General features: G+C 50.5%; 24 protein-coding genes, 1 tRNA gene and 1 pseudogene. 18 read left to right on the top strand and 8 right to left on the bottom strand.

Features of this window, described 5'->3' with window-relative positions; genetic code table 11:
- The first annotated feature begins 12 nt into the window (after positions 1 to 12).
- The 8 genes from M2371_RS11965 to M2371_RS12000 all read left to right on the top strand — a co-directional run bounded on the left by M2371_RS11965 (position 13) and on the right by M2371_RS12000 (position 8,099).
- Positions 13 to 693 (top strand): heavy metal response regulator transcription factor, encoded by a 681-nt coding sequence (locus tag M2371_RS11965; protein WP_133632137.1) that lies wholly within the window; start codon positions 13 to 15, stop codon positions 691 to 693.
- Between the two features lie 15 nt (positions 694 to 708).
- Positions 709 to 2,166 carry a heavy metal sensor histidine kinase gene (locus M2371_RS11970; RefSeq protein WP_259267806.1) on the top strand — a complete coding sequence of 486 codons (1,458 nt, stop codon included), beginning with the start codon at positions 709 to 711 and terminating at the stop codon, positions 2,164 to 2,166.
- A gap of 64 nt (positions 2,167 to 2,230) precedes the next feature.
- Complete coding sequence (locus M2371_RS11975) at positions 2,231 to 2,710, top strand: cupin domain-containing protein (protein WP_172893304.1); 480 nt, start codon at positions 2,231 to 2,233, stop codon at positions 2,708 to 2,710.
- The gene (locus tag M2371_RS11980; protein ID WP_259267807.1) at positions 2,688 to 3,446 is read left to right on the top strand and encodes a carboxymuconolactone decarboxylase family protein; all 759 of its coding nucleotides are present in this window, start codon (positions 2,688 to 2,690) and stop codon (positions 3,444 to 3,446) included. Before M2371_RS11975 ends, M2371_RS11980 begins: the two co-directional genes overlap by 23 nt.
- Positions 3,447 to 3,458: 12 nt before the next feature.
- Positions 3,459 to 4,043: a flavodoxin gene (locus tag M2371_RS11985; protein WP_259267808.1), complete on the top strand. Its 585-nt coding sequence runs from the start codon at positions 3,459 to 3,461 to the stop codon at positions 4,041 to 4,043.
- A 107-nt stretch (positions 4,044 to 4,150) separates the two neighbouring features.
- Entirely contained in the window at positions 4,151 to 5,215 is a 1,065-nt protein-coding gene (locus M2371_RS11990; protein ID WP_259267809.1) for an alpha/beta fold hydrolase, read from the top strand.
- Between the two features lie 469 nt (positions 5,216 to 5,684).
- Positions 5,685 to 6,863, top strand: coding sequence for an MFS transporter (locus M2371_RS11995; protein WP_232886868.1), 1,179 nt, complete (start codon positions 5,685 to 5,687; stop codon positions 6,861 to 6,863).
- Between the two features lie 117 nt (positions 6,864 to 6,980).
- Complete coding sequence (locus tag M2371_RS12000) at positions 6,981 to 8,099, top strand: alkene reductase (protein WP_154153512.1); 1,119 nt, start codon at positions 6,981 to 6,983, stop codon at positions 8,097 to 8,099.
- On the opposite strand, the gene M2371_RS12005 is transcribed toward M2371_RS12000, so the two are convergent.
- Both M2371_RS12005 and M2371_RS12010 read right to left on the bottom strand, forming a co-directional pair.
- Positions 8,100 to 9,011, bottom strand: coding sequence for a LysR family transcriptional regulator (locus tag M2371_RS12005; protein ID WP_154153509.1), 912 nt, complete (start codon positions 9,009 to 9,011; stop codon positions 8,100 to 8,102).
- 9 nt (positions 9,012 to 9,020) lie between these two features.
- Positions 9,021 to 9,764, bottom strand: coding sequence for a hypothetical protein (locus M2371_RS12010; RefSeq protein ID WP_172892848.1), 744 nt, complete (start codon positions 9,762 to 9,764; stop codon positions 9,021 to 9,023).
- A 237-nt stretch (positions 9,765 to 10,001) separates the two neighbouring features.
- Here M2371_RS12010 and M2371_RS12015 point away from each other — a divergent pair, with 237 nt between their 5' ends.
- The 8 genes from M2371_RS12015 to M2371_RS12050 all read left to right on the top strand — a co-directional run bounded on the left by M2371_RS12015 (position 10,002) and on the right by M2371_RS12050 (position 17,168).
- Positions 10,002 to 11,000 carry an LLM class flavin-dependent oxidoreductase gene (locus M2371_RS12015; RefSeq protein ID WP_154153503.1) on the top strand — a complete coding sequence of 333 codons (999 nt, stop codon included), beginning with the start codon at positions 10,002 to 10,004 and terminating at the stop codon, positions 10,998 to 11,000.
- 10 nt (positions 11,001 to 11,010) lie between these two features.
- Complete coding sequence (locus M2371_RS12020) at positions 11,011 to 12,090, top strand: alkene reductase (protein WP_172893300.1); 1,080 nt, start codon at positions 11,011 to 11,013, stop codon at positions 12,088 to 12,090.
- Positions 12,056 to 12,688 carry a TetR/AcrR family transcriptional regulator gene (locus M2371_RS12025; RefSeq protein ID WP_259267810.1) on the top strand — a complete coding sequence of 211 codons (633 nt, stop codon included), beginning with the start codon at positions 12,056 to 12,058 and terminating at the stop codon, positions 12,686 to 12,688. The genes M2371_RS12020 and M2371_RS12025 overlap by 35 nt, the downstream gene beginning before the upstream one ends.
- Positions 12,689 to 12,704: 16 nt before the next feature.
- The gene (locus M2371_RS12030) at positions 12,705 to 13,031 is read left to right on the top strand and encodes an EthD family reductase (protein WP_114683608.1); all 327 of its coding nucleotides are present in this window, start codon (positions 12,705 to 12,707) and stop codon (positions 13,029 to 13,031) included.
- Between the two features lie 51 nt (positions 13,032 to 13,082).
- Positions 13,083 to 14,066 carry an LLM class oxidoreductase gene (locus M2371_RS12035; RefSeq protein ID WP_154153497.1) on the top strand — a complete coding sequence of 328 codons (984 nt, stop codon included), beginning with the start codon at positions 13,083 to 13,085 and terminating at the stop codon, positions 14,064 to 14,066.
- Between the two features lie 17 nt (positions 14,067 to 14,083).
- Complete coding sequence (locus M2371_RS12040; RefSeq protein WP_172893297.1) at positions 14,084 to 15,037, top strand: nuclear transport factor 2 family protein; 954 nt, start codon at positions 14,084 to 14,086, stop codon at positions 15,035 to 15,037.
- Positions 15,038 to 15,300: 263 nt separating this feature from the next.
- Positions 15,301 to 16,152 carry an aldo/keto reductase gene (locus M2371_RS12045; protein WP_259267811.1) on the top strand — a complete coding sequence of 284 codons (852 nt, stop codon included), beginning with the start codon at positions 15,301 to 15,303 and terminating at the stop codon, positions 16,150 to 16,152.
- Positions 16,153 to 16,178: 26 nt separating this feature from the next.
- Positions 16,179 to 17,168: an aldo/keto reductase gene (locus M2371_RS12050; RefSeq protein ID WP_259267812.1), complete on the top strand. Its 990-nt coding sequence runs from the start codon at positions 16,179 to 16,181 to the stop codon at positions 17,166 to 17,168.
- Between the two features lie 34 nt (positions 17,169 to 17,202).
- Here M2371_RS12050 and M2371_RS12055 read toward each other — a convergent pair whose 3' ends face one another.
- Positions 17,203 to 18,096 (bottom strand): LysR family transcriptional regulator, encoded by an 894-nt coding sequence (locus M2371_RS12055; RefSeq protein ID WP_259267813.1) that lies wholly within the window; start codon positions 18,094 to 18,096, stop codon positions 17,203 to 17,205.
- A 148-nt stretch (positions 18,097 to 18,244) separates the two neighbouring features.
- On the opposite strand from M2371_RS12055, the gene M2371_RS12060 reads away from it, so the two are divergent.
- Both M2371_RS12060 and M2371_RS12065 read left to right on the top strand, forming a co-directional pair.
- Entirely contained in the window at positions 18,245 to 19,036 is a 792-nt protein-coding gene (locus M2371_RS12060; protein WP_259267814.1) for an SDR family oxidoreductase, read from the top strand.
- Between the two features lie 124 nt (positions 19,037 to 19,160).
- Positions 19,161 to 19,412, top strand: coding sequence for a DUF1471 domain-containing protein (locus tag M2371_RS12065; RefSeq protein ID WP_259267815.1), 252 nt, complete (start codon positions 19,161 to 19,163; stop codon positions 19,410 to 19,412).
- 63 nt (positions 19,413 to 19,475) lie between these two features.
- Here M2371_RS12065 and M2371_RS12070 read toward each other — a convergent pair.
- The 5 genes and pseudogenes from M2371_RS12070 to prfB all read right to left on the bottom strand — a co-directional run.
- A pseudogene (locus M2371_RS12070) lies at positions 19,476 to 19,763 on the bottom strand (integrase arm-type DNA-binding domain-containing protein); the annotation flags it as partial.
- A 98-nt stretch (positions 19,764 to 19,861) separates the two neighbouring features.
- Positions 19,862 to 19,935, bottom strand: a tRNA-Gly gene (locus tag M2371_RS12075).
- A gap of 243 nt (positions 19,936 to 20,178) precedes the next feature.
- Positions 20,179 to 20,940, bottom strand: coding sequence for an amidase activator ActS (gene actS, locus M2371_RS12080; RefSeq protein WP_172893290.1), 762 nt, complete (start codon positions 20,938 to 20,940; stop codon positions 20,179 to 20,181).
- 74 nt (positions 20,941 to 21,014) lie between these two features.
- The gene (gene lysS / locus M2371_RS12085; RefSeq protein WP_034498219.1) at positions 21,015 to 22,529 is read right to left on the bottom strand and encodes a lysine--tRNA ligase; all 1,515 of its coding nucleotides are present in this window, start codon (positions 22,527 to 22,529) and stop codon (positions 21,015 to 21,017) included.
- Positions 22,530 to 22,538: 9 nt separating this feature from the next.
- A protein-coding gene (gene prfB / locus M2371_RS12090; RefSeq protein ID WP_115627376.1) for a peptide chain release factor 2 occupies positions 22,539 to 23,637 on the bottom strand; the annotation gives its coding sequence in 2 pieces (ribosomal slippage) (positions 22,539 to 23,561 and positions 23,563 to 23,637; 1,098 coding nt in all).
- Between the last annotated feature and the right edge of the window lie 121 nt (positions 23,638 to 23,758).

The raw sequence follows: 23,758 nt of genomic DNA on the forward strand, positions 1-23,758 counted from the left end.
GGAAGTCCCGTTATGCGCCTGTTGTTAGTCGAAGATGAAGAAAAAACGTCAACCTATCTCAACCGTGCGTTGAGTGAGTCCGGATTTACGGTAGATGTCTCTGCAGATGGCGCTGAAGGTCTTCATTACGCGCTGGAGTTCGACTACGACGCGATAATCCTGGATGTGATGCTGCCAGGGATGGATGGTTACCGGGTACTTGAGGGTTTGCGAGCCGCCAAACAGACGCCGGTGCTGATGCTCTCGGCACGGGGATCGGTCGACGAACGCGTTAAAGGGCTTCGTCTTGGCGCGGATGATTATCTGCCCAAGCCCTTTTCGCTTATTGAGCTGGTGGCGCGTATTCAGGCACTGGTGCGTCGTCGCGCTACGGATGGCGCAGACATCACCCAACTGCAAATTCACGATCTGCATCTCGACCTGCTGGCTCGCCGCGTATTTCGCGCCGGAACGCGACTGGAGCTGACCGCGAAAGAGTTTTCCCTGTTGAGCCTTCTGGCCCGGCATCAGGGGGAGATTCTGTCAAAGATGATGATTGCGGAGCAGATATGGGACATGAATTTTGACAGCGATGCCAATGTGGTTGAAGTCGCCATTAAACGACTTCGCGCCAAAGTGGATGCCCCGTTCGATATCAAACTGCTGCATACCGTTCGTGGCATGGGTTATGTCCTCGAAGTCCGGTCCGAATAAATGAAGAGGATAAGCATGCCTAAGCGTTCCATCTCCATTCATCTGGCGCTGATGTTTGCCTTATCCGCGCTGCTGATTGTCTCCGTTATCGGCATCCTGCTCAGAAGCTCCTTGCATGATTCTTTGCAAAAGCAGATGCATAACGAACTGCTGTTCCGGGAATCATTAATGAGTCCGTGGATCACCGCCCGAACCTCGGCTGACGGCTGGTCTACGCTGGCCAATAAATTTACTGTGTTAACCAATTCTGAAGGTGAACGCGTTCGCTACTGGATAGTGAGCGATAACCCACGCTTTAGCATCGGGGGAACACCACCAGTGGGAGTTCAGTGGTCTTCTTTACAGGAAGGCTTTAATAAAGTGCCCGGTGCATCAGAAGGTGCATGCTCACTGTTTCTGTTAGTGAAAACCATCCCCGCCAACGGTGAAAGGCCTGAGCTGCGCTATGTGGTTGCTATCGACTCCACGCCGTATATGGGCACACTCGATGCGTTCACGCGGACATTGCTGATCATTACCGCACTGGGCGTCGTGATTGTCGCCTTACTGGGATACGTCGTGTCAAGGATCGGTCTTCGTCCGGTTAGGGCGCTCAGTAAACAGGCCCGGCAACTCGCTCCCGGGGACCATGGTCAGCGCCTGAATACCGAAGCATTACCTGACGAATTACAGCAGTTAGCATCATCTTTTAATGGCGTGCTGGAACGGCAAGAGGTTGCCTGGAGGCAGCTCGAAAGCTTCAATGCCGATGTTGCGCATGAACTCCGGACTCCGCTGACTAATCTGATCGGCCAGACGCAGCTGGGGCTCTCACGCCGACGTTCGCAAGATGAACTGGAAGAGTTATTGGGTTCCAATCTGGAAGAGCTTGAACGTATGACATCTATAGTTAACGACATGCTGTTCCTGTCGCATGCTCACGCGGGTGAACATGCTTCCCAGCTTACGCAGGTGTCCCTGAGAGAAGAAACCCTGAAAACAGCGGAGTATGTTGAACCCTCTTTTGCTGAAAAACAGCTCTCTCTGGATGTTCAGGGCGACGTCACCGTGCACATCGACCGACGACTGTTCCACCGCTCACTGGCTAATTTACTGGAAAATAGCGCAAGACACTCACCGTCCAACAGCACGGTTACGGTGCGCTTAAGCGAAAAAGGTCATCAGGCCTGTGTCGAAGTTTCAAACCCGGGCGATCCGATAGCACCAGAGCACTTACACCGGCTTTTCGAGCGGTTCTATCGCGTCGACACCTCCCGATCCAGGAGTGATACCCATCATGGACTGGGCCTGTCGATCGTGCGTGCTGTCGCCATTATGCACCGGGGAGATGTCTTTGCCCGTAGTGAAGGTGGCATCAATACATTTGGCCTCACCTTTGCGATACAAGCGGATAAAGTGGCGGGTAATGCTCAATCCAGCGCTGAGTCGGGACAAGGGTTAACTGACAGAATTGTCAGGGGGGCGTCAGCCTGACGTCATTACTCGCTCGATAAAATCATCGCAGGCAATTCCCTCTTCATTGATAAGGACGCTTTGCATGATCGGACATTTACGTTACCTCGGGCTGTTACTGCCCTTCTTCACCTTTTCATCCTGGGCAGCGGAGCAAAATCCTGCTGTCCATATCGCCCCCGCAGGAAGTCAGAATGCGGTGTACGGGCCTGCCGAGAACTTTACCGGTCGCGTCCGGGTTGATCCTCTCTTCAAACCGGATAACGACATCAGTGTTTCCGGGGCTTATGTCACGTTTGAGCCTGGTGCCCGCTCCGCCTGGCATACGCATCCGGCAGGTCAGCGGCTGATTGTGACCTCGGGTGTTGGGCTCACCCAGCAAGAAGGCCAGCCGGTGCAGGTTATCCGCGCCGGTGACGTTGTCTCTTGCCCGGCGGGCGTCAAACACTGGCACGGGGCGGCCCCCGGCAGCGCGATGACGCATCTGGCGATAACCGGGATTGTGGATGGCAAAAGCGTTAACTGGATGGAGAAAGTGACAGATGAACAATACCACGCCCATTAAAGCATTAGCGGCAGCGGTACTGCTGACCTTTGGTTTTGGTCTCGCAGTACATGCTGCGCCCGTCAATAAAGGAGCCTCAGAAGTGAACCACGAACAAAAGGTTTCAGATACGTTGTCAGCCCGCCAACAGGCTATCCCGTTGATTGCGGCATCGATGGCCAGCAGTCAGATGGATAAGCTGAATGCAGCCCTTAATCAGGGTCTTGACGCAGGGCTCACCATAAACGAAACCAAAGAGATTCTCGTCCAGCTTTATGCCTATACGGGCTTCCCCCGTAGCCTGAATGCGCTTAGCGAACTGATGAAGGTCGTCGAAGCACGTAAACAACGTGGCATCGAAGACGTTGAGGGCAAAGAACCGGTCGCACCTATCCCTGTCGGGGAAGAGCTTCGCCGTGTCGGTACTGCAAACCAGACAAAAATCTCAGGCGCTCCCGTCCAGGGCCCGCTATTTGATTTTGCCCCAGTGATAAACCAATTCCTGCAAACGCATCTGTTTGGCGACATTTTCGCCCGCGATAACCTCGACTGGCAAAGCCGCGAGCTGGCAACGGTTGGCGCATTAGCGGCCACGCCGGGCGTCGAATCACAACTGCTGTCGCATACGCGAGCAAGCATGCGGGTCGGCCTGACGGCGTCGCAGCTGCGCCAGCTGGCGCAGGTTCTGCGTGAACATGGCGAAAATGATGCAGCAACGCGAGCTGAAAAGGCGCTGCAACAAGCCCTCGCAAACTAACAGGAGCTGGTTATGGAGCATGATCCCAACCGCAGAATGCTGATAACCGCGCTTGCCGGGCTCACGCTGGCGAACGTCTCCCTGGCGACAGCTGCCACCGGAAATGCAAACGTGCAGGGTAAAAGTCGAATTCTGGTAGCGTACTTTTCTCGCAGCGGAAATACACGGGTGATTGCGGGTGTCATTCACCGTAGCCTGAACACCGATCTGTTTGAAATTGAACCGGCAACGCCTTATCCGGAAGACTATTTTCAGACCGTTGAACAGGCGAAAAATGAGCGTGAGCGGGGAGTAAAACCCGCATTGAAAAATAGCGTTGCAGATATCTCACGCTACGAGACCCTGTATTTAGGCTTTCCGATCTGGGGGACCAGCGTGCCGCCTGTAGTGCAAGCATTTATCAGCAGCCACAACCTTGCGGGCAAATTACTCATCCCCTTCATTACTCACGGTGGCTACGGTAAAGGAGACAGCGACGACATCCTTGCCCGTCTCGCCCCCACTGCGCGTCGGGAAAAACCGCTGGTCATTGAATGCGACCAGGAGCGAAGAACAACTGAAACGGTCACCAGTTGGTTAGAGACAATACGCAGTTAATCGTCCGCATTCATGAGTCTGCCAAATAAGGGCAATCAGGGGTGCTAAATAATTAACGCTGACAACTCAGATATGATTGAACAGCAAACATAACAGAGGATGTAATCTTGAAGACAATCTTAAAAACGCTGGCCATCTGCGTAATGGCGGGTGGTCTGGTGGCTCAGTCAGTATATGCCGAGCCGCTGGTCATTCAGGAACAGGGAAGCTTTTCTGCTGGCGGTACTATCAACACCGCCCCTGGTAAATTTGACGCGAAGAAGCCGCTGGACTCTGCTGGCCAAACCTACCATGGCGATCATGCATCTGTGTTCTACCAAATCCCGGAGAATCCGCATAAATACCCTATCGTCATGCTGCACGGCGCAGGTCAGTTCTCCCGTACCTGGGAAAGCACGCCGGATGGTCGCGAAGGGTTCCAGAACATCTTCCTGCGTCGCGGGTTCTCAACTTATCTTGTCGATCAGCCACGTCGGGGCAGCGCCGGACGTACGACTGTAGAAGGTACTGTTACGCCTAAACCGGATGAACAGATGTGGTTCAATCAGTTCCGCGTTGGCGTGTGGCCAGAGTATTTTAAGGGCGTTCAGTTCTCTCACGACAAAGAAGCGCTGAACCAGTATTTCCGTCAGATGACCCCAAATACCGGGCCGTTTGATATCAATGTCATCTCTGATGCGATGTCCGCCGTCGCGGATAAATCCGGCCCCGCTATCCTCTTCACCCACTCTCAGGGTGGCGGACCAGGCTGGTACACGGCGATGAAAAACGACAAGGTTAAAGCCATTGTCGCCTTCGAGCCTGGCAGCAGCTTTGTCTTCCCCGAAAAAGAACTCCCTGCCCCTATGCCAAGCGCGTTCGACACGCTGAAGGGTGAGCCTGTGCCAATGGCGCAATTTATGGCACTGACCAAAATCCCGATTCTGATCATTTACGGCGATAACATTCCAGATAAACCTGTCGCCATGCCCGCGCAGGACAGCTGGCGCGTACGCCTGGCAATGGCTCGGGAGTGGCGTGATGTGGTGAACAAGCATGGCGGGGATGTCACCGTGACGCATCTGCCAGAAGTGGGAATCAAAGGAAATACTCACTTCCCGTTCTCTGACCTCAATAATGTGCAGATTGCTGATTTGGTGAGTCAGTTTTTGAAAGAAAAAAAACTGCAGTAGGACGAAATAGTATTGAGCTTTCATTATTGATGGCTCAATACAAACATCAATTTTTTCAAAAAAAATGGAGACGTGACGGTCTTCTTTGAGCGAACAGCGGACGTTCCTCGCCTTAAGTTAAAAAAATTAATATTAAAATGTTTATTATTTTTGGTTCTATTTTGGTTTGATTATCCATTGCGTCTCAATTATGTTGCAAGGAATGTCGTTCTCTGCCCCTGGACTTTTTAAATCGCATCAAATATATGAAGTGATGTAATTTCTTTGCTGGTTTTGTATGAATCAAAATGCAATTAGCTAATTGTATTGATGAATTTATGTCTCCACAGAAGCATCCGTATGCCAGTTTCCGCCATCCTCAAATTAACGGATGATGCCTATCCTGAAATATTTCCGGTACTCGTCGATAAAAATTTATATTCGAATTCGACGTTCTTCTTTATCTGCGGTTCTTTTGTGAGGGTGTTTTATGCAAAATAAAAGCTTCTTGCTTTTACTGGCGCTGTCTGTTGCTGTATTTGGAGTAATCACGACAGAGATAGCTATCATTGGCCTGTTACCGAAGCTCGTATCACAGCTGAAAGTGACTCCAACTCAGGTCGGTTTTCTGGTCAGTATTTATGCCAGTATTGTGGCGATTACAGGGCCATTCATCACCCTTATGCTTTCCAGGTTTAACAAGAAAACGGTTCTGTTAACCATCTTACTGGTGTTTGTGATCTCTAACCTGATTTATGCCACTACAGATATTTTTAATCTGATGCTGGTATTCCGTATATTACCTGCCTTAGTGCACGCTGTTTTCTTCGCAGTGTCACTAGTGGTTGCGGCTAACTCAGTACCCAAAGAAAAGTCAGCTGGAGCTGCTGCAACTGTATTTGCCGGAGTTGCTATCGGACTAGTTCTGGGGGTTCCCCTGAGTGGGCTGATTGCCGATCATGTCTCGCTGGCTGCAGCGTTTTACTTTGGCGCAATGGCCTGCGTTCTGGCCTTTGCCGGGGTGATGCTGTTCATGCCGTCAATGCCTTCAATCCAGAAAGTTTCGTTCTCAAGTCAGTTGTCCGTGCTACGCAATGGTAAGCTCTGGCTGACAATTTCTACCGTTACGCTGATTTTCGCCGCTATGTTCTCGAGCTTCAGCTATGTCGCAGACTACCTGATGCGCATTACTCATCTGGAGAGTAACAGTATTAGCGCAATGCTGATCCTGTTTGGAGTCTGTGGCTTTACCGGTAATTTCGTGTTCAGTAATTTACTGCAAAAAAATGTGGTCATGACTACATATGCCCATCCGCTGTTGTTTACATTGCTTTTCCTGCTGGTCTGGTGCTTTGGTTTCTCACCGCTAATGATGTGCATTCTGACTGTATTCTGGGGTGCGCTTCACTCATCAGGGCTTGTCGTCAGCCAGACCTGGCTGATGCGGGAAGCCAGTGAGGCTCCGGAGTTTGCCAACAGCCTCTACATGTCATTTTCTAACCTCGGAATCACCATTGGTTCGCTGGCAGGCGGATGGTTTATCGCCCATTTCGGCACGCATTCTGTTGTGCTTAGCAGTGTCATTTTCACCCTTCTGGCATATATCAGCATTTCATTAAAACACCGGAGTGATGTGAAAACACTTCAGATAGAGCAGGGACTGGCATAACCGAAATAAAACCTGCGCTCTAAAGTAGAATTTATGGAACATCTGTTCGGAATATACAGATGTTCCCTTACGGCAGTATGGCCACCATTATGGTTTCTTTAAATAAAGGAGGAAGAAATGGACAAGCTGTTTACACCTTTCAAAGCCGGAGACACCACACTGCAAAACCGTGTAGTGATGGCACCAATGACACGTTCACGAGCAACCGTGGGTGATACCGCAGACGAACTGACGGCAAAATACTACCAGCAGCGTGCATCGGCAGGATTAATTATCACTGAAGGGGCTCAGATCTCCGTGCAGGGACAGGGTTATCTCTTTACTCCCGGAATATATAACGATGAGCAGGTTAAAGGTTGGAAGCTGACCACTAAAGCAGTGCACGACGCGGGCGGGAAAATATATATCCAGCTCTGGCATGTTGGTCGTATTTCTCATCACAGTCTGCAAATTGACGGGCAGGCTCCTGTCAGTTCAGTCGCTGTGAAAGCGAATAATTCAACCTGCTATGCACGCAATGAAACCGGTCAGCCTGGTCCTGTGCCGGTCTCTGAACCACGGGCATTGTCAGTAGCGGAGATTAAGGACATCGTTCGCGACTACGTCCGGGCGGCAGAAAATGCTATACGGGCAGGTTTTGATGGCGTCGAAATACACGCCGCTAATGGTTACCTTCTTGAGCAGTTTATCAATGGTGGGTTAAACACTCGTCAGGACGAATATGGCGGTGCAGATCCTGAAAATCGTCTTCGCTTTGTGTTGGAAGTCACTGATGCCATATCACACGCGATTGGTGCAGGTAAAACCGGTATTCGTCTGGCACCGTTCGGACGCTTATTTGATATGCATGCTTTTGAGGGTGAGGAAGAAACCTGGCTATTACTGGCAAAGGAACTCAGTAAACGCTCACTCTCCTATGTTCATCTGAGTGACCAGCAAACACTTGGCGAGCAGGCGATTCCCACCGGATTTATTGAGAAATTCCGCGCCGCATATGTTGGCCCATTGATTATTGCCGGTGGGTTTGACAAGCAACGCGCCGAAGAATATCTCCAGCAAGGAAAAGCTGATCTGATAGGATTTGGACGCCCGTATATTGCGAATCCGGACCTTGCAGAACGTCTGGAAAATGACTGGCCACTGAATGAGGTGAACCGGGCGACAATGTATGGTGGGGATGAAAAAGGGTATACAGACTATCCGTTCTGGTCCGATACCCAACAAAACCTGGCGTAATTAGTCGAGCAAGCCGTCTTCTGCTGCCTTAACCAGCGTGTCCACGACATAGCGTATTTTAGGCAGCAATTGACGGCTTTTCGGCCAAAGCGCACTGATCGGCATTTCACCTCCAGAATGCCCCGGAAGAACCTCTTTCAACTCACCACTCTCAAGATATTTACCGACAAGCCATAGGGGTAACTGCGATAACCCGCCACCCGCCAGTGTGGCAGTAAGCATCGCATCACCATCTCCAAATTCATGTGTCGGAGGTGGCGTAAAGCGGCTTATTTGGCCGTCACTCTCCTTCAACAACCATGAAATAGGCTGATTGCGGCGAAATCCGACAACACACTGATGCTGGCTCAATTCACCCGGACTAACCGGTTCGCCCTGGTAAAGCAGGTAATCTGGTGATGCGCAGATCACCAGTTTTTGTGTTGTCAGTCTTCTGGCAACCAGACCGCTACTGTCTGCCAGTTCTCCAATTCGGATGACAAGGTCGATCCCTTCTTCGATAAGATCGACGAACCGCTCACTGAATGTGACGGTCAGTGCCAGCTCAGGATAACGCCGGGTAATATCGAGCAGAATAGGCAATATACGTTGCCTTCCAAAGGCCGCCGGTAAATCCACCCTGAGCCGCCCAGAAGGCTGGCAGATATGAGACGTCAGTTCTGCTTCCGCATGCTCCAGGATGTCTATCGCACTCTGACAGCTGGCAAGAAATCGCTCGCCATCCGGTGTCAGGCTGAGGCGTCGGGTCGAACGCTGAAACAGCTTCAGTCCGAGACGATCCTCAAGGCGACCAACACTTTTCCCGACAGCAGATTTGGTCAGACCCAGTTTTTCTGCGGCCGCAGTAAAACTACCTTGCTGGGCCGTGGTGACAAAAGCCGTAATACCGCCTAGATGATCTGTTCTGCGCATAAGTTTCCGTCAGTCGTTTAAGTCCAGCGCCGCGTGCCGGATTGTCAGATAGCGGCCCGCTGTTTCAGTCAGGACCAGATTCAATGTCCACATCCGTTCCTGAGTAGAGATTGCCAGGGAACAGGCCAGACAATCAGTATCCATATTTTCCACATGGATATTAATCGCCTTCAGATTTTTAAGTAATGAAAATAGCTCACAGCCAGTTACCCGATCAGTTGCATCATGAAGTATCGCTTTAATGCCCTCATCTGAAGAGAGCAACAGTACCTGGGACAACCGAGCAATAAAAGAATGTAAGCGGTTTTCAGCGAAAGAATCACGGAATACGTTATCCGGGTTGGGATAGCGCGGGGTTTTCTGCAAAAAGGTGAATACCGCATTATGATTGTCATCAAAAGAAACCGTCGTGCGGTATTCAGACAGCGCCCCACCGACTTCTCCATCAGCTCTGACCGCCTGGTATCCAATGTCCATGTTTACATCTGCCTCATGTTCCGTCTGCCGAATCAGCTGTATCCGCCTGATAAAATGTGAACCTTTCTCATACGGGAGATGGCGGAGCCAGTGTGACATTGCCATTTTCCCTTTCGCCAGCAAATGTGTTCCCCCATGTACCAGCATAACCTCCTCAGAAAAGATATCGAGATGGTCAGTGATCTCTTCTGTTTCACCTTCAAAGAAGGCGAACCACCGGTGGGCTATATCCCGTGCTGCATGGTATCTGGCTTGTTGAATCTGCTCTTCAGTCATTACACCTCCTCCAGGTAGTAATTAGTTCATTCTGCAGGAGTGGCTGTCCGAAGACCGCAGACCTGACCTGACCTGACCTGACCTGAGTCATAAGATAACCCAAATTAGCGTGCGCATTGTTGAATCTATGTCCGCATAGTAGCGAGCGTAACCCGGTTTATCGTGGAATAAAAAACAATCATAGTAATTTCCTCAATAACAGATTCGCCTCCGGATGCCGGGGACAAGGAAATGAATATGAACACTACAAGCATTCCGCTTTCGCTGCTGGACTTAGCCCCGATAACTGAGGGCCATAGTCTGACTGATGCCATCACCAATAGTGTACGTCTGGCACAGGCTGCTGAGGCTGCTGGATATCATCGGTTCTGGATGGCGGAGCACCACAATATGGTGGATATAGCCAGTGCCGCGACCGCAGTACTGTTGAGTCATATAGGGGCAAAAACAGAAAAAATCCGCATTGGTTCCGGTGGGATTATGTTACCAAATCATGCCCCTCTGGTCGTGGCAGAGCAGTTTGGCACACTGGAAACCCTGTATCCGGGCCGTGTTGATTTAGGCCTTGGTCGTGCACCAGGCACCGACTATGAGACGCTGCAGGCCTTACGCCGTGAAAGCCGTTCGAAAGGGCTGGATTTCCCCGAAATGCTCGAAGAGCTTGAGTATTATCTTGCTGAACCACAACCCGGACAGCGTATCACTGCGGTCCCTGGTGCGAGCCTGAATATTCCTCTGTGGTTACTGGGTTCAAGCACTTTCAGCGCACAGTTGGCGGCACAAAAAGGCCTGCCACTGGTGTTTGCTTCACATTTTGCGCCTGATGCCATGCTGGCTGCCATTGACCTCTACCGTGCAGGTTTCAAGCCGTCTGAAAAGCTGGAAAAGCCTTATGTAATGATCTGCGTGAACGTTGTGGCTGCTGATACTCAGGAAGAAGCCGATCACCTGGCCACGACTGAGTTACAAAAATTCCTGAATCTTGGCCGTGGTGTGGAGAAAAAACTCCCGAAACCAAGAGATGACATGGACTCACTGTGGCATCCGGCAGAAGCACAACGTGTACTTACGCAATTGCGTGAATCTGTATGGGGTAAACCGGACGTCGTCCGATCCCGCCTTGAAGACCTTATCCGACGGACAGGTGCAGATGAAATCATGGTGAACTCCTGGATCCATGATGCTGACGCGCGGATTCGCTCACACCAAATTATTGCAGACTGCTGGAACAACTAAGGAGGGGCCGGTGAAACAGCTTTTTACACGTTATCCGTTGGCTGACGGGCTACTCAGCAATCGATTTGTGATGGCCCCCATGACACGTTCACGGGCCACGGATGGGCATGCGGATGCGCTGACAACGTTGTATTACGCTCAGCGAGCGAGTGCAGGGTTAATCGTATCAGAAGGACTGCCTGTTTCCCGGGAAGGTACAGGGTATCTGTATACCCCCGGTATTTATCTTGACAGCCATATTCAGGCATGGAAACCCGTGACTCAGGCAGTTCATGGCAAAGGGGGAAAAATATTCGCCCAGCTATGGCATGTCGGAAGGGTTTCGCACACGCGTCTGCAGCCCGACGGGAAGCCGCCGGTCAGCTCAGTTGCGGTTCAGGGAGGGAGTTGTTTTGCGCCTGGCGATGACGGAGTTGCCACAATCCTTTCCGCTACGCAGCCGCGAGCCCTTGAAACGGAAGAGATTAGCCGTGTAATCAATGATTTCCGAAAGGCCGCTGTCAATGCCATAGAAGCAGGTTTTGATGGTGTGGAAATACATGCGGGTAACGGTTATCTCATTGAACAATTCATCAACCCGGTTCTTAACACACGAACAGATCGTTATGGAGGAGAAACGATTGAAGGGCGCAGCCGTCTGTTACTGGAGATCACCGATGCCATCACTAAAGAAATCGGAGCCAGTCGAACGGGCGTACGTCTGTCGCCCTGTAACCAGTTGCAGGATATGGCGTCCTATGAGGAGACTTCTGAGACCTATTTGCATATCGGGCGTCAGCTCAACCGACGAAATATCGCGTTTGTCCACCTGATGGCGCAGGGGCCTGTAATGTTTAATGGCCTGTTACGGCATTTCCGGCAGATCTGGCACGGTTGTCTTATCCTTGCAGGTGGACTGACGCCAGCCCAGGCAGAAGGACTGATTGATGATGGTCTTGCCGATTTGGCCGCCTTTGGCAGCCCGTTTATTGCGAACCCTGATTTTGTGGATCGTATAAGAAATGGCTGGCCGCTGGCGATGGCCAACAGAAGCTCGTATTACGGCGGCGGGGCTGATGGATACACCGATTACCCATTTTACGGTGAATAGTATGCCTGAAAAAAGTATTCCAGAGCATTCAGCAATCTTAACACCTCGTGAAACCTTCATTCAGGCGGGTATCCATCTGATGAAAGCCGAGGGACCAGATAGCCTGTCTTTAAACAGAATACTTGCTCAGGCCAAAAAACCACGGGGCAGTTTTTATGCGGCTTTTGAAAGTAAAGAGGCCTATCTGGCGCAATTAATTAGTCACTATTTTAAACCGCCGACTGACGTGCTGACAATTTTTGCTGCCGGGGCTTCGACTGGAAGCCACGATACGCTTCGTGCGTGGGCATCCTGGTGTGTACAACGGCTTATGCTGGCATCAGGGGGAGGAGACCGAACCGTCAGCCTCACTGAAATGGCGGGGCGCAGTCTGAACCCTTCGGTGACAGCGGAAATCTGTGAAGGTCTTTTCCATGAGCGCACAGTTGCACTTGGAAAAATACTTAGCGCGGCACAGTTTTTACCCGGACCTGAGGCTGAGGTGCAGGCCAGCCTGCTTCTTGCCATGCTTGATGGTGTAGAGGCGAGGGCTTCTGCAACTCAGAATCCGGGTTTGATCGAGCAATTCTTCAATTACTTTTTTAAACACCTGACTTAACTCAATGGAGAACATGATGACATCAGTAAAAGGTTTCAAACACGTGGGTTTTCTCACCCGCAAAAAAGGTCAAAGCTTTGAAGATTTCGTAAAACACTGGGAGGATGTTCACACCGCTATCACTCTCAAACTTCCTGGCTTACGAGGTTATGTGCTCAATCCTGTTGATCGTGAAAAATACCCTGATTCACCGGTCGATGGTTTTTCTGAACTCTGGTTCGATTCGATAGAAGACGCGATTGCAGCTTTTGATTCCCCCATTGGTCAGGAAGCATACGAAGACGTGGCCAACTTTGTTGAGCATGCTGCCATTACCTATATCACTGAAATCAGAAAACTGTAACTTTCTCTTCTCGGGCCAGTGAGATGTCTGGCCCCTGCATTCTATAAGATCATGAATAAACTCAATGACAGCCTGGGGCAATTACCTGCAATTCTTTCATCGCATGCCGGATATTCCCGTGTGTTTCAGCCAGGCAAGCTAACTTTCGGTTTCATCATGCCCCTCGAAAGTTACCCGCTGATGCCATGGCCAACGCTTGATAATCACCTTGAACTTGCGCAACTGGCTGATAATGCCGGTTTCAGTAGCCTCTGGTTACGCGATGTGCCTTTTTTTGATCCCATGTTTGGAGACACGGGACAGATCCTTGATCCTCTCGTGTATCTGGGCGCACTTGCAACAGCCACGAAGAAAATTGCGCTCGGCACGACAGGAATTGTGCTCCCGCTAAGGGATCCTGTCAGTACCGCTAAGCAGGCGGTGTGCATTGATTTTCTGTCAGGGGGCCGTTTTATTATGGGCCTGTCGACGGGGGACAGGCCTACTGAGTACCCGGCCTTTGGTGCAGATTTTGAAAATCGCGATGCGCGCTTTCGCGATGCCTGGCAACTCATTGAAACACTGACACAGAAGAACTTCCCAAAAGCAACCTCCGAGTTTTACGGAAAACTGAGCGGCGATCTCAGCATGATGCCAAAACCGGCCGGGAAGAAAATCCCCACGATTGTGGTAGGTCGCGCCAGGCAGGACATCAGCTGGATAGCCGAGCACAGCGATGGCTGGATTTGGCACATAGGGAACTTCGAACAGATGAAAATGCTCATTTCCTGGTGGCGTTCGCTTATACCGTCAGGAGTGTTTAAGCCATACGGTTACGCCACATTCTTTGATCTGGATGACAATCCTGACCTCCCTCTGCAGCAGGATTTTAACGGCATCCGTACGGGCCGAAACGCCCTTATTCAACTGTGGGAACAGCAGCAGGAACAAGGGATGTCTCACGTCGCCCTGAATCTTAAACCAGCCCGCCGTCCCGCAAGAGAGGTACTACAGGAAATGGCCGAGTTTGTGTTACCCCATTTTTCTACCTGTTAATCACCACGGAGATTTCTATGATTCAGTCTATTAGCCGTAAAGAAGCACTCAGTTTTCTTGAATATTTTCGACGTGGATGGGAAACCGGTGGATGGTCAGATTCAGAGCATTATTTCGCAAAAGGTATGTCGCTAAGAAGTAGCCATAAGGGGATGATTAATGGCCTGGAAGCAGTCATCTCTGCATTCGCTAAAGATACAGAATCCGGTTCTGCACTTAATCTTGTAACCTCAAATTATTACGCCGCAGATGACGGTCAGGGTCTGGCAATGGTCAGTGCGTATCTGTATGGCGAGATTTGCCCGACCGTCAGATATAACCCCTCCGCCATGTTTGGTGCAGTGGTGCGCGTGACGCTTAAAATTGAAGCTAATGCCTGGAAAATTGCAGAACTTCTTGTGAATATTAGCTGGGCAGAAGGAAGTACTCGTTATTTCCCTGACTGGAAATTGCCTCCGGGAGAAAAAGGGTGGCGACCAGGCGATGCCCCCCCTGTTCTCGTCAGTGAACTTGACTCTCCCTGGGCCTGTATTCCTGAAAATAAAATTAAATCGACAGAAGTAGAACAGATAGAAGAGGCCTACTCCCGCTATTCATGGGGGATCGACCAGAACGATTTTGGACAGTTCCGCACCAGTTACACCGAAGATGCACAAGGGCTCTTTCCGCCGCTGGGACCCCTCAGCGGATTGCATAGTATCGTCGGTTCACTCAAAGAATTCCGTCGACACTGGCCCTGGATGCAACATTATGGTGTTCCGCTGAAAATTACCCTGGCTTCTGACGGAAAAACAGCAGAAATGTGGACTGGTCGTCTCATCCCCGGCCAGTTTAAAAACGCTCGAGGTGAATGGATGTACGGTGCGCATTATCGTATTGAACTTCGTAAGGAAAATGGTCTGTGGAAATTCACCTGGAGTGAATACGTACCGGGATGGTTTTCACAGGAAAATATGCCGTTCTGTAATTGATACTTTAGGGGAGTTCCTTTTGGTAGATGACATGTGTTTGAATCGCCACGGGTAATATAGATATGCCATTGAGTGTTCAGCAAAAAGTGGTCACTTCATAAGAGTGCTTCTTGAATCAAAAATGTCCGCTGTTGGCACAAAGCCGACCATCAGCCCCTCTAAATTAATGAACACATCTAATAAACCCTAGCTAATTACCCTACCTAATCGAATAAATCACTTTGCGTTATGCTTTTCCAACACAACAGCTGAAGGATAACGTCATGCAAACTGTAAAACTGAACAACGGTATTGAAATGCCCCTGCTGGGCTTTGGTGTCTTCCAGATGACGGATGCTGCTGAATGCGAAAGAGCCGTTATTGATGCGATCGATACGGGATACCGCCTGATCGATACCGCCGCGTCTTACCAGAATGAAACCCAGGTCGGGAACGCACTGAAACAGACCGGTATTACCCGTAACGAACTCTTTGTAACGACCAAACTTTGGCTACAGGATACCAATTACGAAGGCGCTAAAGCACAATTCGAACGCTCTTTGAATCGACTGCAACTTGATTACGTTGACCTGTATCTGATTCACCAGCCTTACGGCGATGTCCACGGGGCCTGGCGTGCCATGGAAGAACTGCAGCAGGCAGGCAAAATTCGCGCCATTGGTGTCAGCAATTTCCATCCTGACCGACTGGCCGACCTTATCGCCTTCAACAAAGTGGCCCCTGCGGTGAACCAGATTGAAGTTAACCCCTTCAACCAGCAGCTGCATGCCGTTCCATGGAATCAAAGCCGTGGTATTCAGCCGGAAGCCTGGGCACCGTTTGCGGAGGGTAAGAATGGTCTGTTCCAGCATCCCGTATTAACGACGATTGGTCAGAAATACGGCAAAAGCGTGGGTCAGGTGGTTCTGCGTTGGATCTTCCAGCGAGGCATCGTTTCACTGGCAAAATCGGTGCGAAAAGAACGCATGGAAGAAAACATCAACATTCTCGATTTTGAACTCAGCGCTGAAGATATGCTGCAAATTGCCGCCCTCGACACCGCAACCAGTGCCTTCTTCTCTCACCGCGACCCGGCGATGGTGGAATGGCTGACTGGCCGCAAACTTGATGTTTAAGCCGCGATAAAAGAGGTATTCATTCAATGCAAAAACGTTATCTGGGTCAATCCGGACTCGAAGTATCCGCTCTTGGACTCGGCTGCATGGGCTTAAGCCACGGCTACGGCCCGGCGACCGATACCCGTATGGCTATCGAGCTCATTCGCGCTGCGGTTGAACGTGGCGTCACCTTCTTCGATACCGCCGAAGTATATGGCCCCTTCCTTAATGAAGAGGTTGTCGGCGAAGCCTTAAAACCGTTTCGTGACCGCGTGGTCATCGCCACCAAGTTTGGTTTTACTTTTGGCGACGACAACAAGCAGCAGATTTTAAACAGCCGTCCGGAGCATATCCGTGAAGCCGTTGAAGGCTCATTACGCCGTCTAAAGACTGATGTCATTGATCTGCTGTATCAACACCGTGTCGATCCGGATGTGCCCATTGAAGATGTTGCGGGTACCGTAAAAGACCTGATCGCTGAAGGCAAAGTTAAACATTTCGGTTTGTCCGAAGCGGGCGCACAAACCATTCGTCGTGCCCATGCCGTACAACCTGTCACTGCCCTGCAAAGCGAATACTCCATGTGGTGGCGCGAACCTGAGCAGGAGATCCTGCCGTTACTGGAGGAACTGGGCATTGGTTTCGTTCCCTTCAGCCCATTAGGCAAAGGCTTCCTGACGGGATCGATTAAGCCAGGAACCACTTTTGGGAAGGATGATTACCGCAGTACCGTGCCGCGTTTCGCCGAGCAGGCGATTGAAGCCAATGAAAAGCTGGTCTCATTGCTGGGTGAACTGGCGGCAGAGAAAGGCGTGACGTCTGCGCAAATTGCGCTGGCATGGCTGCTGGCACAAAAGCCGTGGATTGTTCCTATCCCTGGTACCACCAAACTACACCGGCTGGAGGAAAACCTGGGGGCTGCGGACATCATTCTTTCGCAGGATGACTCGCGGCAGATAACACAGGCGCTTGAAACGCTTAAAATCGTCGGCGAACGTTACTCTCCTGAACACCAGGCTCGCGTAGGCCGTTAACACCCGAACGGGTCCGCAGCGAATGGCGGACCCTTTATTCCTGGTAGCGAAGTGCATCGATCATCAGCGCAAAAGCAGGCGGATGCTGTTTACGGCTCGGGTAGTAAAGATAATATCCAGGGAAAGAAGGACACCAGTCCTGCAGAACCTGAATCAGCTCTCCTGACTTTATATAATCCTGCACCCTGTCTTCAGGTATACAGGCAATGCCAAAACCGGATAACGCCGCATCAATCCTTTCCGCCTGCAGATTAAACGTTACCTGCCCTTCCACTCTGACCCGTAACGGTTTCCCCTCCTTCTCAAACTCCCAATGGTAAAGTCCCCCGGCAGTCGGCAGGCGCATATTGATGCACCGGTGATTTTGTAGCTCGTGCGGCGTTTCAGGTGCAGGATTTGCAGCGAAATAAGATGGTGCTCCCACTACGGCCATTCTCATGTCCGGCCCAATTCTTACTGCAATCATGTCTTTATCCACGCTTTCGCCCAGGCGGATCCCGGCATCAAAACGCCCCTCAACAATATCGACAAAGCCGTTATCAACCACCAGTTCGAGATTAATTTCCGGGTATTCTCTGAGGAAGGGTTTTAGCTTCGGCCATACCAGACTTCGCGCGGAATGCTCCCCGGCAGATAAACGGATATTGCCGGAGGCAGTGCCGTTCAGTTGAACCAGCGATTCGAGCTCCTGTTCAAGATCGGCAATACGAGGTTCAAGGCAGGCAATAATTCTCTCACCGGCCTCTGTAGGGGCAACGCTTCGGGTCGTGCGGGTCAGAAGGCGGATATTTAGCCTTTCCTCCAGTGCCTTCATCGCGTGACTGAGTGCAGACTGAGAAACGCCCAGTTTACCCGCTGCTTTGGTAAAACTTCGCTCCCTTGCCACCACAAGAAAGATTTGCAGTTCGTTGAAGTTTTCTTTGAGCATCGGTGATTTCCTTATGGAGGCATTCCCTTCATCGCACACTCATGAAGGGTGTTCATAGACACAATCATTTTAGCCCTGTTACTGATATCAATCATAATTGATATTCTGACTATATCGAAAATAAGTCTGAATTATCAGAAGGTTTATCATGAAAATACTCGTTGCAGGAGCGACAGGAAGTATTGGTCTTCATGTCGTGAATAGCGCTATTGAAATGGGCCATCAACCCGTGGCACTGGTCAGAAATAAGCACAAAGTAAAATTACTTCCTCGTGGAACGGATGTTTTTTACGGCGATGTTTCACTGCCTGAAACACTCACCGATTTGCCGAAAAATATTGATGCCATAATCTTCACGCTCGGTTCCGATGGCCAGGGTCGTATTGGTGCCAGAGCGATAGATTACGGCGGTGTGCGTAACATTTTAAGAATATTCAAGGATACGCCTGTTCGCATCGGCTTAATGACCACAATTGGCGTGACTGAACGGCTCAGCACCTGGAATCAACGCACTGAGGTTCATGACTGGAAAAGACGTGCCGAGCGTCTGGTCAGGGCCAGTGGTCATCCCTATACCATCGTCAGGCCCGGCTGGTTTGATTACAACAATGATGATGAGCACAGAATCGTTATGCTTCAAGGAGATCGTCGCCATGCGGGAACACCGGAAGATGGTGTGATATCCCGGGAGCAAATCGCCCAGGTTCTGGTCAGTGCCCTAACCAACGACGAGGCAAAAAATAAAACGTTCGAGCTGGTGGCTATACCAGGAGAAGCACAGCAGGATCTTACCCCACTGTTTGCAGACCTGCAGACTGATGATCCACAAAAAAATGATGGAGTTTTAGACATAGACAATATGCCTCTACGTGAAGAACCTGAGTGCATTATTAACGAGCTGAACCTGTATTCAAAAAAATTAACCCATCTACAACCCTGACAATTTTGTCATATAGCAGTCAGCCTCATGACAGCTTAGGTCTGTATATTCAAATATACAGACGGAGGAAGTTACTCCTGATAAAAACCCAGTTTCAAACATATTGTTAAATGAGGTGCTAGATATGAAAACACTACTTATTACTACTTTGGTCATGGGATTTATTTCAGTGAATGCCGCCTCTGCTGCTCAGGAAATTAATCATGCCGATGGGAAACAAAAGATGGGTGTAGTCTCTGCCAGCAATGCCTATACGCTTGAGGAGTTATCGCATACGCTTTCTCGTAAGACTGATGAGCAAGGGGCAACGTCATTTAAAATCCTGTCGACAACGGGGGATAACAGGCTACACGGGGTTGCTGAAATCTATAAGTAAATCATTAGTATCTCGAACAGTATGTGTCACAGCCCTCTTCTAGTGAGTGTCGATTTATGTTCAGACCTCTCCACACCTTTGGCGAACTTTACGGACCTTCTCTGACCAGCGGTCATAGCGACGCTGATAACACTCCCGAGTGATAGCCTCAAACGAGTTTTCTGCGTCTTGTTGACGACTAAGTTTCTCAATTTTGCGTTCAAGAGAAGGATCGTTGCCAGCCGCTAATCTCCTTTTAGCATCCTCACGCTTACTTCTGGCTTCAGCTAAAGAGACATCAGGGTAAACGCCAATCGCGGGCAGCTTCTCTTTAGGTTTTGCAGTTTCAACCTGACGAGCAGTTAACTTCAATGTGGGAGTACAATTGAGTTCAATAGACTAATAGAATGCTATAACTGCTGACTTATTAAGGGAAAATTGAGTTTGGTAGACTTCAGGAGACTTGAGTTTGGAGCGGGTGAAGGGAATCGAACCCTCGTATGCAGCTTGGGAAGCTGCCGTTCTACCATTGAACTACACCCGCTTTGAAGTGCGTAGGCATTATAGACGTTCAGCTTTTACTGGCAAGCGCCTTTTAAGTTATGTGATGGATTATTAAGCGATTGTTTTTATTAAGCAGGGGAAACCATCGGTTTCCCCTGTTTCATTAAGCCTGACTCAGCTCTTTTTCGGGAACACAAACAGCGCCGAGCACCAGGGTAATGCGTGACAGAGATCAAGCGCGAGGGGATTGATTAAAAGCCAGATTAACTCTGGCTTTTAATCATTAGCAGGAAGGTTTACTGCCCGCAGGAGGCAAATAACGCTGCGGATCAATGGCGGTCGCACGATAGCGAATCTGGAAATGTAGATTCACAGAATCTGAACCGCTGCTGCCCATGGTGGCAATTTTCTGCCCGGCAGCCACTTTTTGGCTGGTGTTCACAAGCGTCGTTTCGTTGTGGGCGTAGGCGGTGATGTAATCTTCATTATGTTTAATCATCACCAGATTGCCGTAGCCACGAAGCTGGTTGCCGACATAAACCACGGTGCCAGCGGCAGATGCGTAAATGGGTTGCCCGCGTTTGCCCGCGATATCAATGCCTTTGTTGCCGCCATCGCTATTGGAGAACGGCACGATCACTTTGCCCGTTGTCGGCCAGCGCCAGCATTTTGATCCCACAGGAGGTGCTGCCACTTTGGCTACGCTGCTGGTCGAAGATGAACGTGGTTTGGATGTTTTCGCCACCGCCGTTTTCTTCGAGGAAGAACCGGAGCTGCCTTTAACGCGAAGCTTTTGCCCGACTTCCAGGGTATAAGGCGCGGAAATGCCATTAAGACGCGCCAACTCGCCAACACTTGAGCCGGTCATGCGTGAAATTCGATAGAGTGTGTCGCCACGTTTAACGGTGTAAACCGGCCCGTTATAGCTACCTGCAGAGGCTTTAGAAGTGCTCGCTTTGTTTGATGAGCAAGCGACGAGAAACAGGCCCAGGAGCAGGACGATGGCGTTGAGTGACCATTTTCTGACTGTGCTTTCCTTGCGCAAACTAATCCTCGGAATACATTAACTGAAAAGAAGATGTTCCTCCCCGCAGTGACGCAGGGAGGAACGAGTACCACTTACTTAACCGGGCGCAGAGCCGGGAACAGGATAACGTCGCGGATGGTGTGGCTGTTTGTGAACAGCATAACCATACGGTCGATACCAATGCCCAGACCCGCTGTTGGCGGCAAGCCGTGCTCCAGAGCAGTCACGTAGTCTTCGTCGAAGAACATTGCTTCGTCGTCGCCTGCATCTTTTGCAGAAACCTGGTCAGCAAAGCGCTGAGCCTGATCTTCTGCATCGTTCAGCTCGGAGAAGCCGTTACCGATTTCACGGCCACCGATGAAGAACTCGAAGCGGTCAGTAATTTCTGGGTTTTCGTCGTTACGACGCGCCAGTGGAGAAACTTCTGCCGGGTATTCGGTGATGAAGGTCGGCTGAATCAGATGGCTTTCAGCCACTTCTTCAAAGATTTCTGTCACTACGCGGCCCAGACCCCAGCTCTTCTCAACTTTGATGCCGATAGCCGCTGCGATTTCCAGAGCCTTAGCCATATCGTCCAGATCCGCAATATCGGTTTCCGGGCGGTATTTTTTGATAGCTTCGCGCATGGTCAGTTTTGCGAACGGCTGGTCGAAGTCAAACACCTCTTCGCCGTACTGAACTTGCGCAGTACCCAGCACGTCATGTGCCAGGGTACGGAACAGAGACTCGGTCAGCTCGATCAGGTCCTTGTAATCCGCATACGCCATATAGAGTTCCATCATGGTGAACTCTGGGTTATGACGCGGAGAAATACCTTCGTTACGGAAATTACGGTTGATTTCGAAGACGCGATCGAAGCCACCTACAACCAGACGTTTCAGATACAGTTCCGGCGCAATACGCAGGTACATATCGATGTCCAGCGCATTGTGGTGGGTGATGAACGGACGCGCAGAAGCACCACCAGGGATGACTTGCATCATTGGGGTTTCAACTTCCATAAAGCCACGGTTAACCATGAAGTTACGGACGCCAGCCATGATCTGAGAACGAATTTTAAAGGTCTTGCGGGATTCATCATTGGAGATCAAATCCAAATAGCGCTGACGATAACGCGCTTCTTGATCCTGCAAACCGTGGAATTTGTCTGGCAGCGGACGCAATGCTTTGGTCAGCAGACGCAGCTCAGTACAGTGAATTGAAAGCTCACCGGTTTTGGTTTTGAACAGCTTGCCGCGAGCGCCCAGGATATCGCCAAGGTCCCACTTTTTGAACTGCTCGTTGTAGATGCCTTCTGGCAAATCATCACGGGCAACGTAAAGCTGAATGCGGCCACCGACATCTTGCAGAGTCACGAAAGACGCTTTACCCATAATACGGCGCGTCATCATACGGCCCGCAACGGCTACTTCGATGCCCAGCTCTTCCAGCTCTTCGTTCTCTTTCGCGTCGAAGTCAGCGTGCAGTTGGTCAGAGGTGTGATCGCGACGGAAATCATTTGGGAAAGCGATGCCCTGCTCACGCAGGCCAGCCAGCTTCTCGCGGCGTGCTTTCAGTTCATTGTTAAGATCAACCGCTTCGGTGCCCTGCTCTTGTTGTTCAGACATGTTGGTTCCTCATAACCCTGCTTTCAAACTTGCTTCGATAAATTTGTCCAGATCGCCATCCAGTACCGCCTGCGTGTTACGGGTTTCTACACCAGTACGCAAGTCTTTGATACGGGAGTCGTCCAGTACGTAAGAACGAATCTGGCTGCCCCAGCCGATATCCGATTTGTTGTCTTCCAGCGACTGCTTCTCAGCATTCTTCTTCTGCATTTCCAGCTCGTATAACTTCGCCTTCATCTGCTTCATCGCCTGATCTTTGTTCTTATGTTGCGAACGATCGTTCTGGCACTGAGTCACGGTATTGGTCGGAAGGTGGGTAATACGTACCGCAGATTCTGTACGGTTAACGTGCTGACCACCAGCGCCCGATGCACGGTAAACGTCGATACGCAGATCCGCTGGATTGATTTCGATATCAATGTCGTCATCCACTTCTGGATACACGAAAGCGGAGCTAAAGGAGGTATGGCGACGGCCACCGGAATCGAATGGGCTTTTACGCACCAGGCGGTGCACGCCAGTTTCGGTACGCAACCAGCCAAAGGCATATTCACCCTGAATGCGAATAGTCACGGATTTAATCCCGGCGACTTCACCTTCAGACTCCTCAATGATTTCAGTTTTGAAGCCACGCGCTTCTGCCCAACGCAGATACATACGCATCAACATGCTGGCCCAGTCTTGCGCCTCGGTGCCGCCAGAACCTGCTTGAATGTCGATATAGCAATCCGCGCTGTCGTATTCGCCGGAGAACATGCGACGGAATTCCAGCTGCGCCAGTTTGGCTTCGAGTTGGTCTATCTCAACAATGGTTTCATTGAAGGTATCTTCGTCGTCGGCTTCGACGGCCAATTCCAGCAAGCCGTTAACATCTTCCAGCCCCTGAGTCATTTGGTCTAAGGTATCGACAATGGCTTCCAGTGCAGAACGCTCTTTACCTAACGCTTGCGCGCGCTCAGGTTCGTTCCACACATCAGGCTGTTCCAGCTCTGCGTTTACTTCTTCCAGGCGCTCTTTCTTGGCATCGTAGTCAAAGATACCCCCTAAGAACGTCGCTGCGCTCGGTGAGGTCCTGGATGCGGTTTTTTACCGGGTTAATTTCAAACATGGTCTGTATTATCTTATGTTGATGACAGAAGACGAAAATGCGGTCGTAAACCGGAAAGTTTACCGGAATTACGCCGCTTTTTATAGTTTTGTCTGGCTTATAGCCAAGTAATTGAGGTTAC

Origin of the sequence: Buttiauxella sp. BIGb0471 (genome assembly GCF_024807715.1) — a bacterium.
In the GTDB taxonomy this organism is placed as follows: domain Bacteria; phylum Pseudomonadota; class Gammaproteobacteria; order Enterobacterales; family Enterobacteriaceae; genus Buttiauxella; species Buttiauxella agrestis.

Bases quoted from the DNA above. Each gene is read 5' to 3' on its own strand.
- M2371_RS11985 (WP_259267808.1), top strand. From the start codon at position 3,459: ATGGAGCATGATCCCAACCGCAGAATGCTGATAACCGCGCTTGCCGGG.
- M2371_RS12010 (WP_172892848.1), bottom strand. From the start codon at position 9,764: ATGACTGAAGAGCAGATTCAACAAGCCAGATACCATGCAGCACGGGAT.
- lysS (WP_034498219.1), bottom strand. From the start codon at position 22,529: ATGTCTGAACAACAAGAGCAGGGCACCGAAGCGGTTGATCTTAACAAT.
- M2371_RS12035 (WP_154153497.1), top strand. From the start codon at position 13,083: ATGAATAAACTCAATGACAGCCTGGGGCAATTACCTGCAATTCTTTCA.
- M2371_RS12040 (WP_172893297.1), top strand. From the start codon at position 14,084: ATGATTCAGTCTATTAGCCGTAAAGAAGCACTCAGTTTTCTTGAATAT.
- M2371_RS12030 (WP_114683608.1), top strand. From the start codon at position 12,705: ATGACATCAGTAAAAGGTTTCAAACACGTGGGTTTTCTCACCCGCAAA.
- M2371_RS12065 (WP_259267815.1), top strand. From the start codon at position 19,161: ATGAAAACACTACTTATTACTACTTTGGTCATGGGATTTATTTCAGTG.
- M2371_RS12050 (WP_259267812.1), top strand. From the start codon at position 16,179: ATGCAAAAACGTTATCTGGGTCAATCCGGACTCGAAGTATCCGCTCTT.
- M2371_RS12015 (WP_154153503.1), top strand. From the start codon at position 10,002: ATGAACACTACAAGCATTCCGCTTTCGCTGCTGGACTTAGCCCCGATA.
- M2371_RS12005 (WP_154153509.1), bottom strand. From the start codon at position 9,011: ATGCGCAGAACAGATCATCTAGGCGGTATTACGGCTTTTGTCACCACG.
- M2371_RS12045 (WP_259267811.1), top strand. From the start codon at position 15,301: ATGCAAACTGTAAAACTGAACAACGGTATTGAAATGCCCCTGCTGGGC.
- M2371_RS12025 (WP_259267810.1), top strand. From the start codon at position 12,056: ATGGATACACCGATTACCCATTTTACGGTGAATAGTATGCCTGAAAAA.
- M2371_RS11980 (WP_259267807.1), top strand. From the start codon at position 2,688: ATGAACAATACCACGCCCATTAAAGCATTAGCGGCAGCGGTACTGCTG.
- M2371_RS12000 (WP_154153512.1), top strand. From the start codon at position 6,981: ATGGACAAGCTGTTTACACCTTTCAAAGCCGGAGACACCACACTGCAA.
- M2371_RS11995 (WP_232886868.1), top strand. From the start codon at position 5,685: ATGCAAAATAAAAGCTTCTTGCTTTTACTGGCGCTGTCTGTTGCTGTA.
- M2371_RS12060 (WP_259267814.1), top strand. From the start codon at position 18,245: ATGAAAATACTCGTTGCAGGAGCGACAGGAAGTATTGGTCTTCATGTC.
- M2371_RS12055 (WP_259267813.1), bottom strand. From the start codon at position 18,096: ATGCTCAAAGAAAACTTCAACGAACTGCAAATCTTTCTTGTGGTGGCA.
- M2371_RS11965 (WP_133632137.1), top strand. From the start codon at position 13: ATGCGCCTGTTGTTAGTCGAAGATGAAGAAAAAACGTCAACCTATCTC.
- M2371_RS11975 (WP_172893304.1), top strand. From the start codon at position 2,231: ATGATCGGACATTTACGTTACCTCGGGCTGTTACTGCCCTTCTTCACC.
- M2371_RS11970 (WP_259267806.1), top strand. From the start codon at position 709: ATGCCTAAGCGTTCCATCTCCATTCATCTGGCGCTGATGTTTGCCTTA.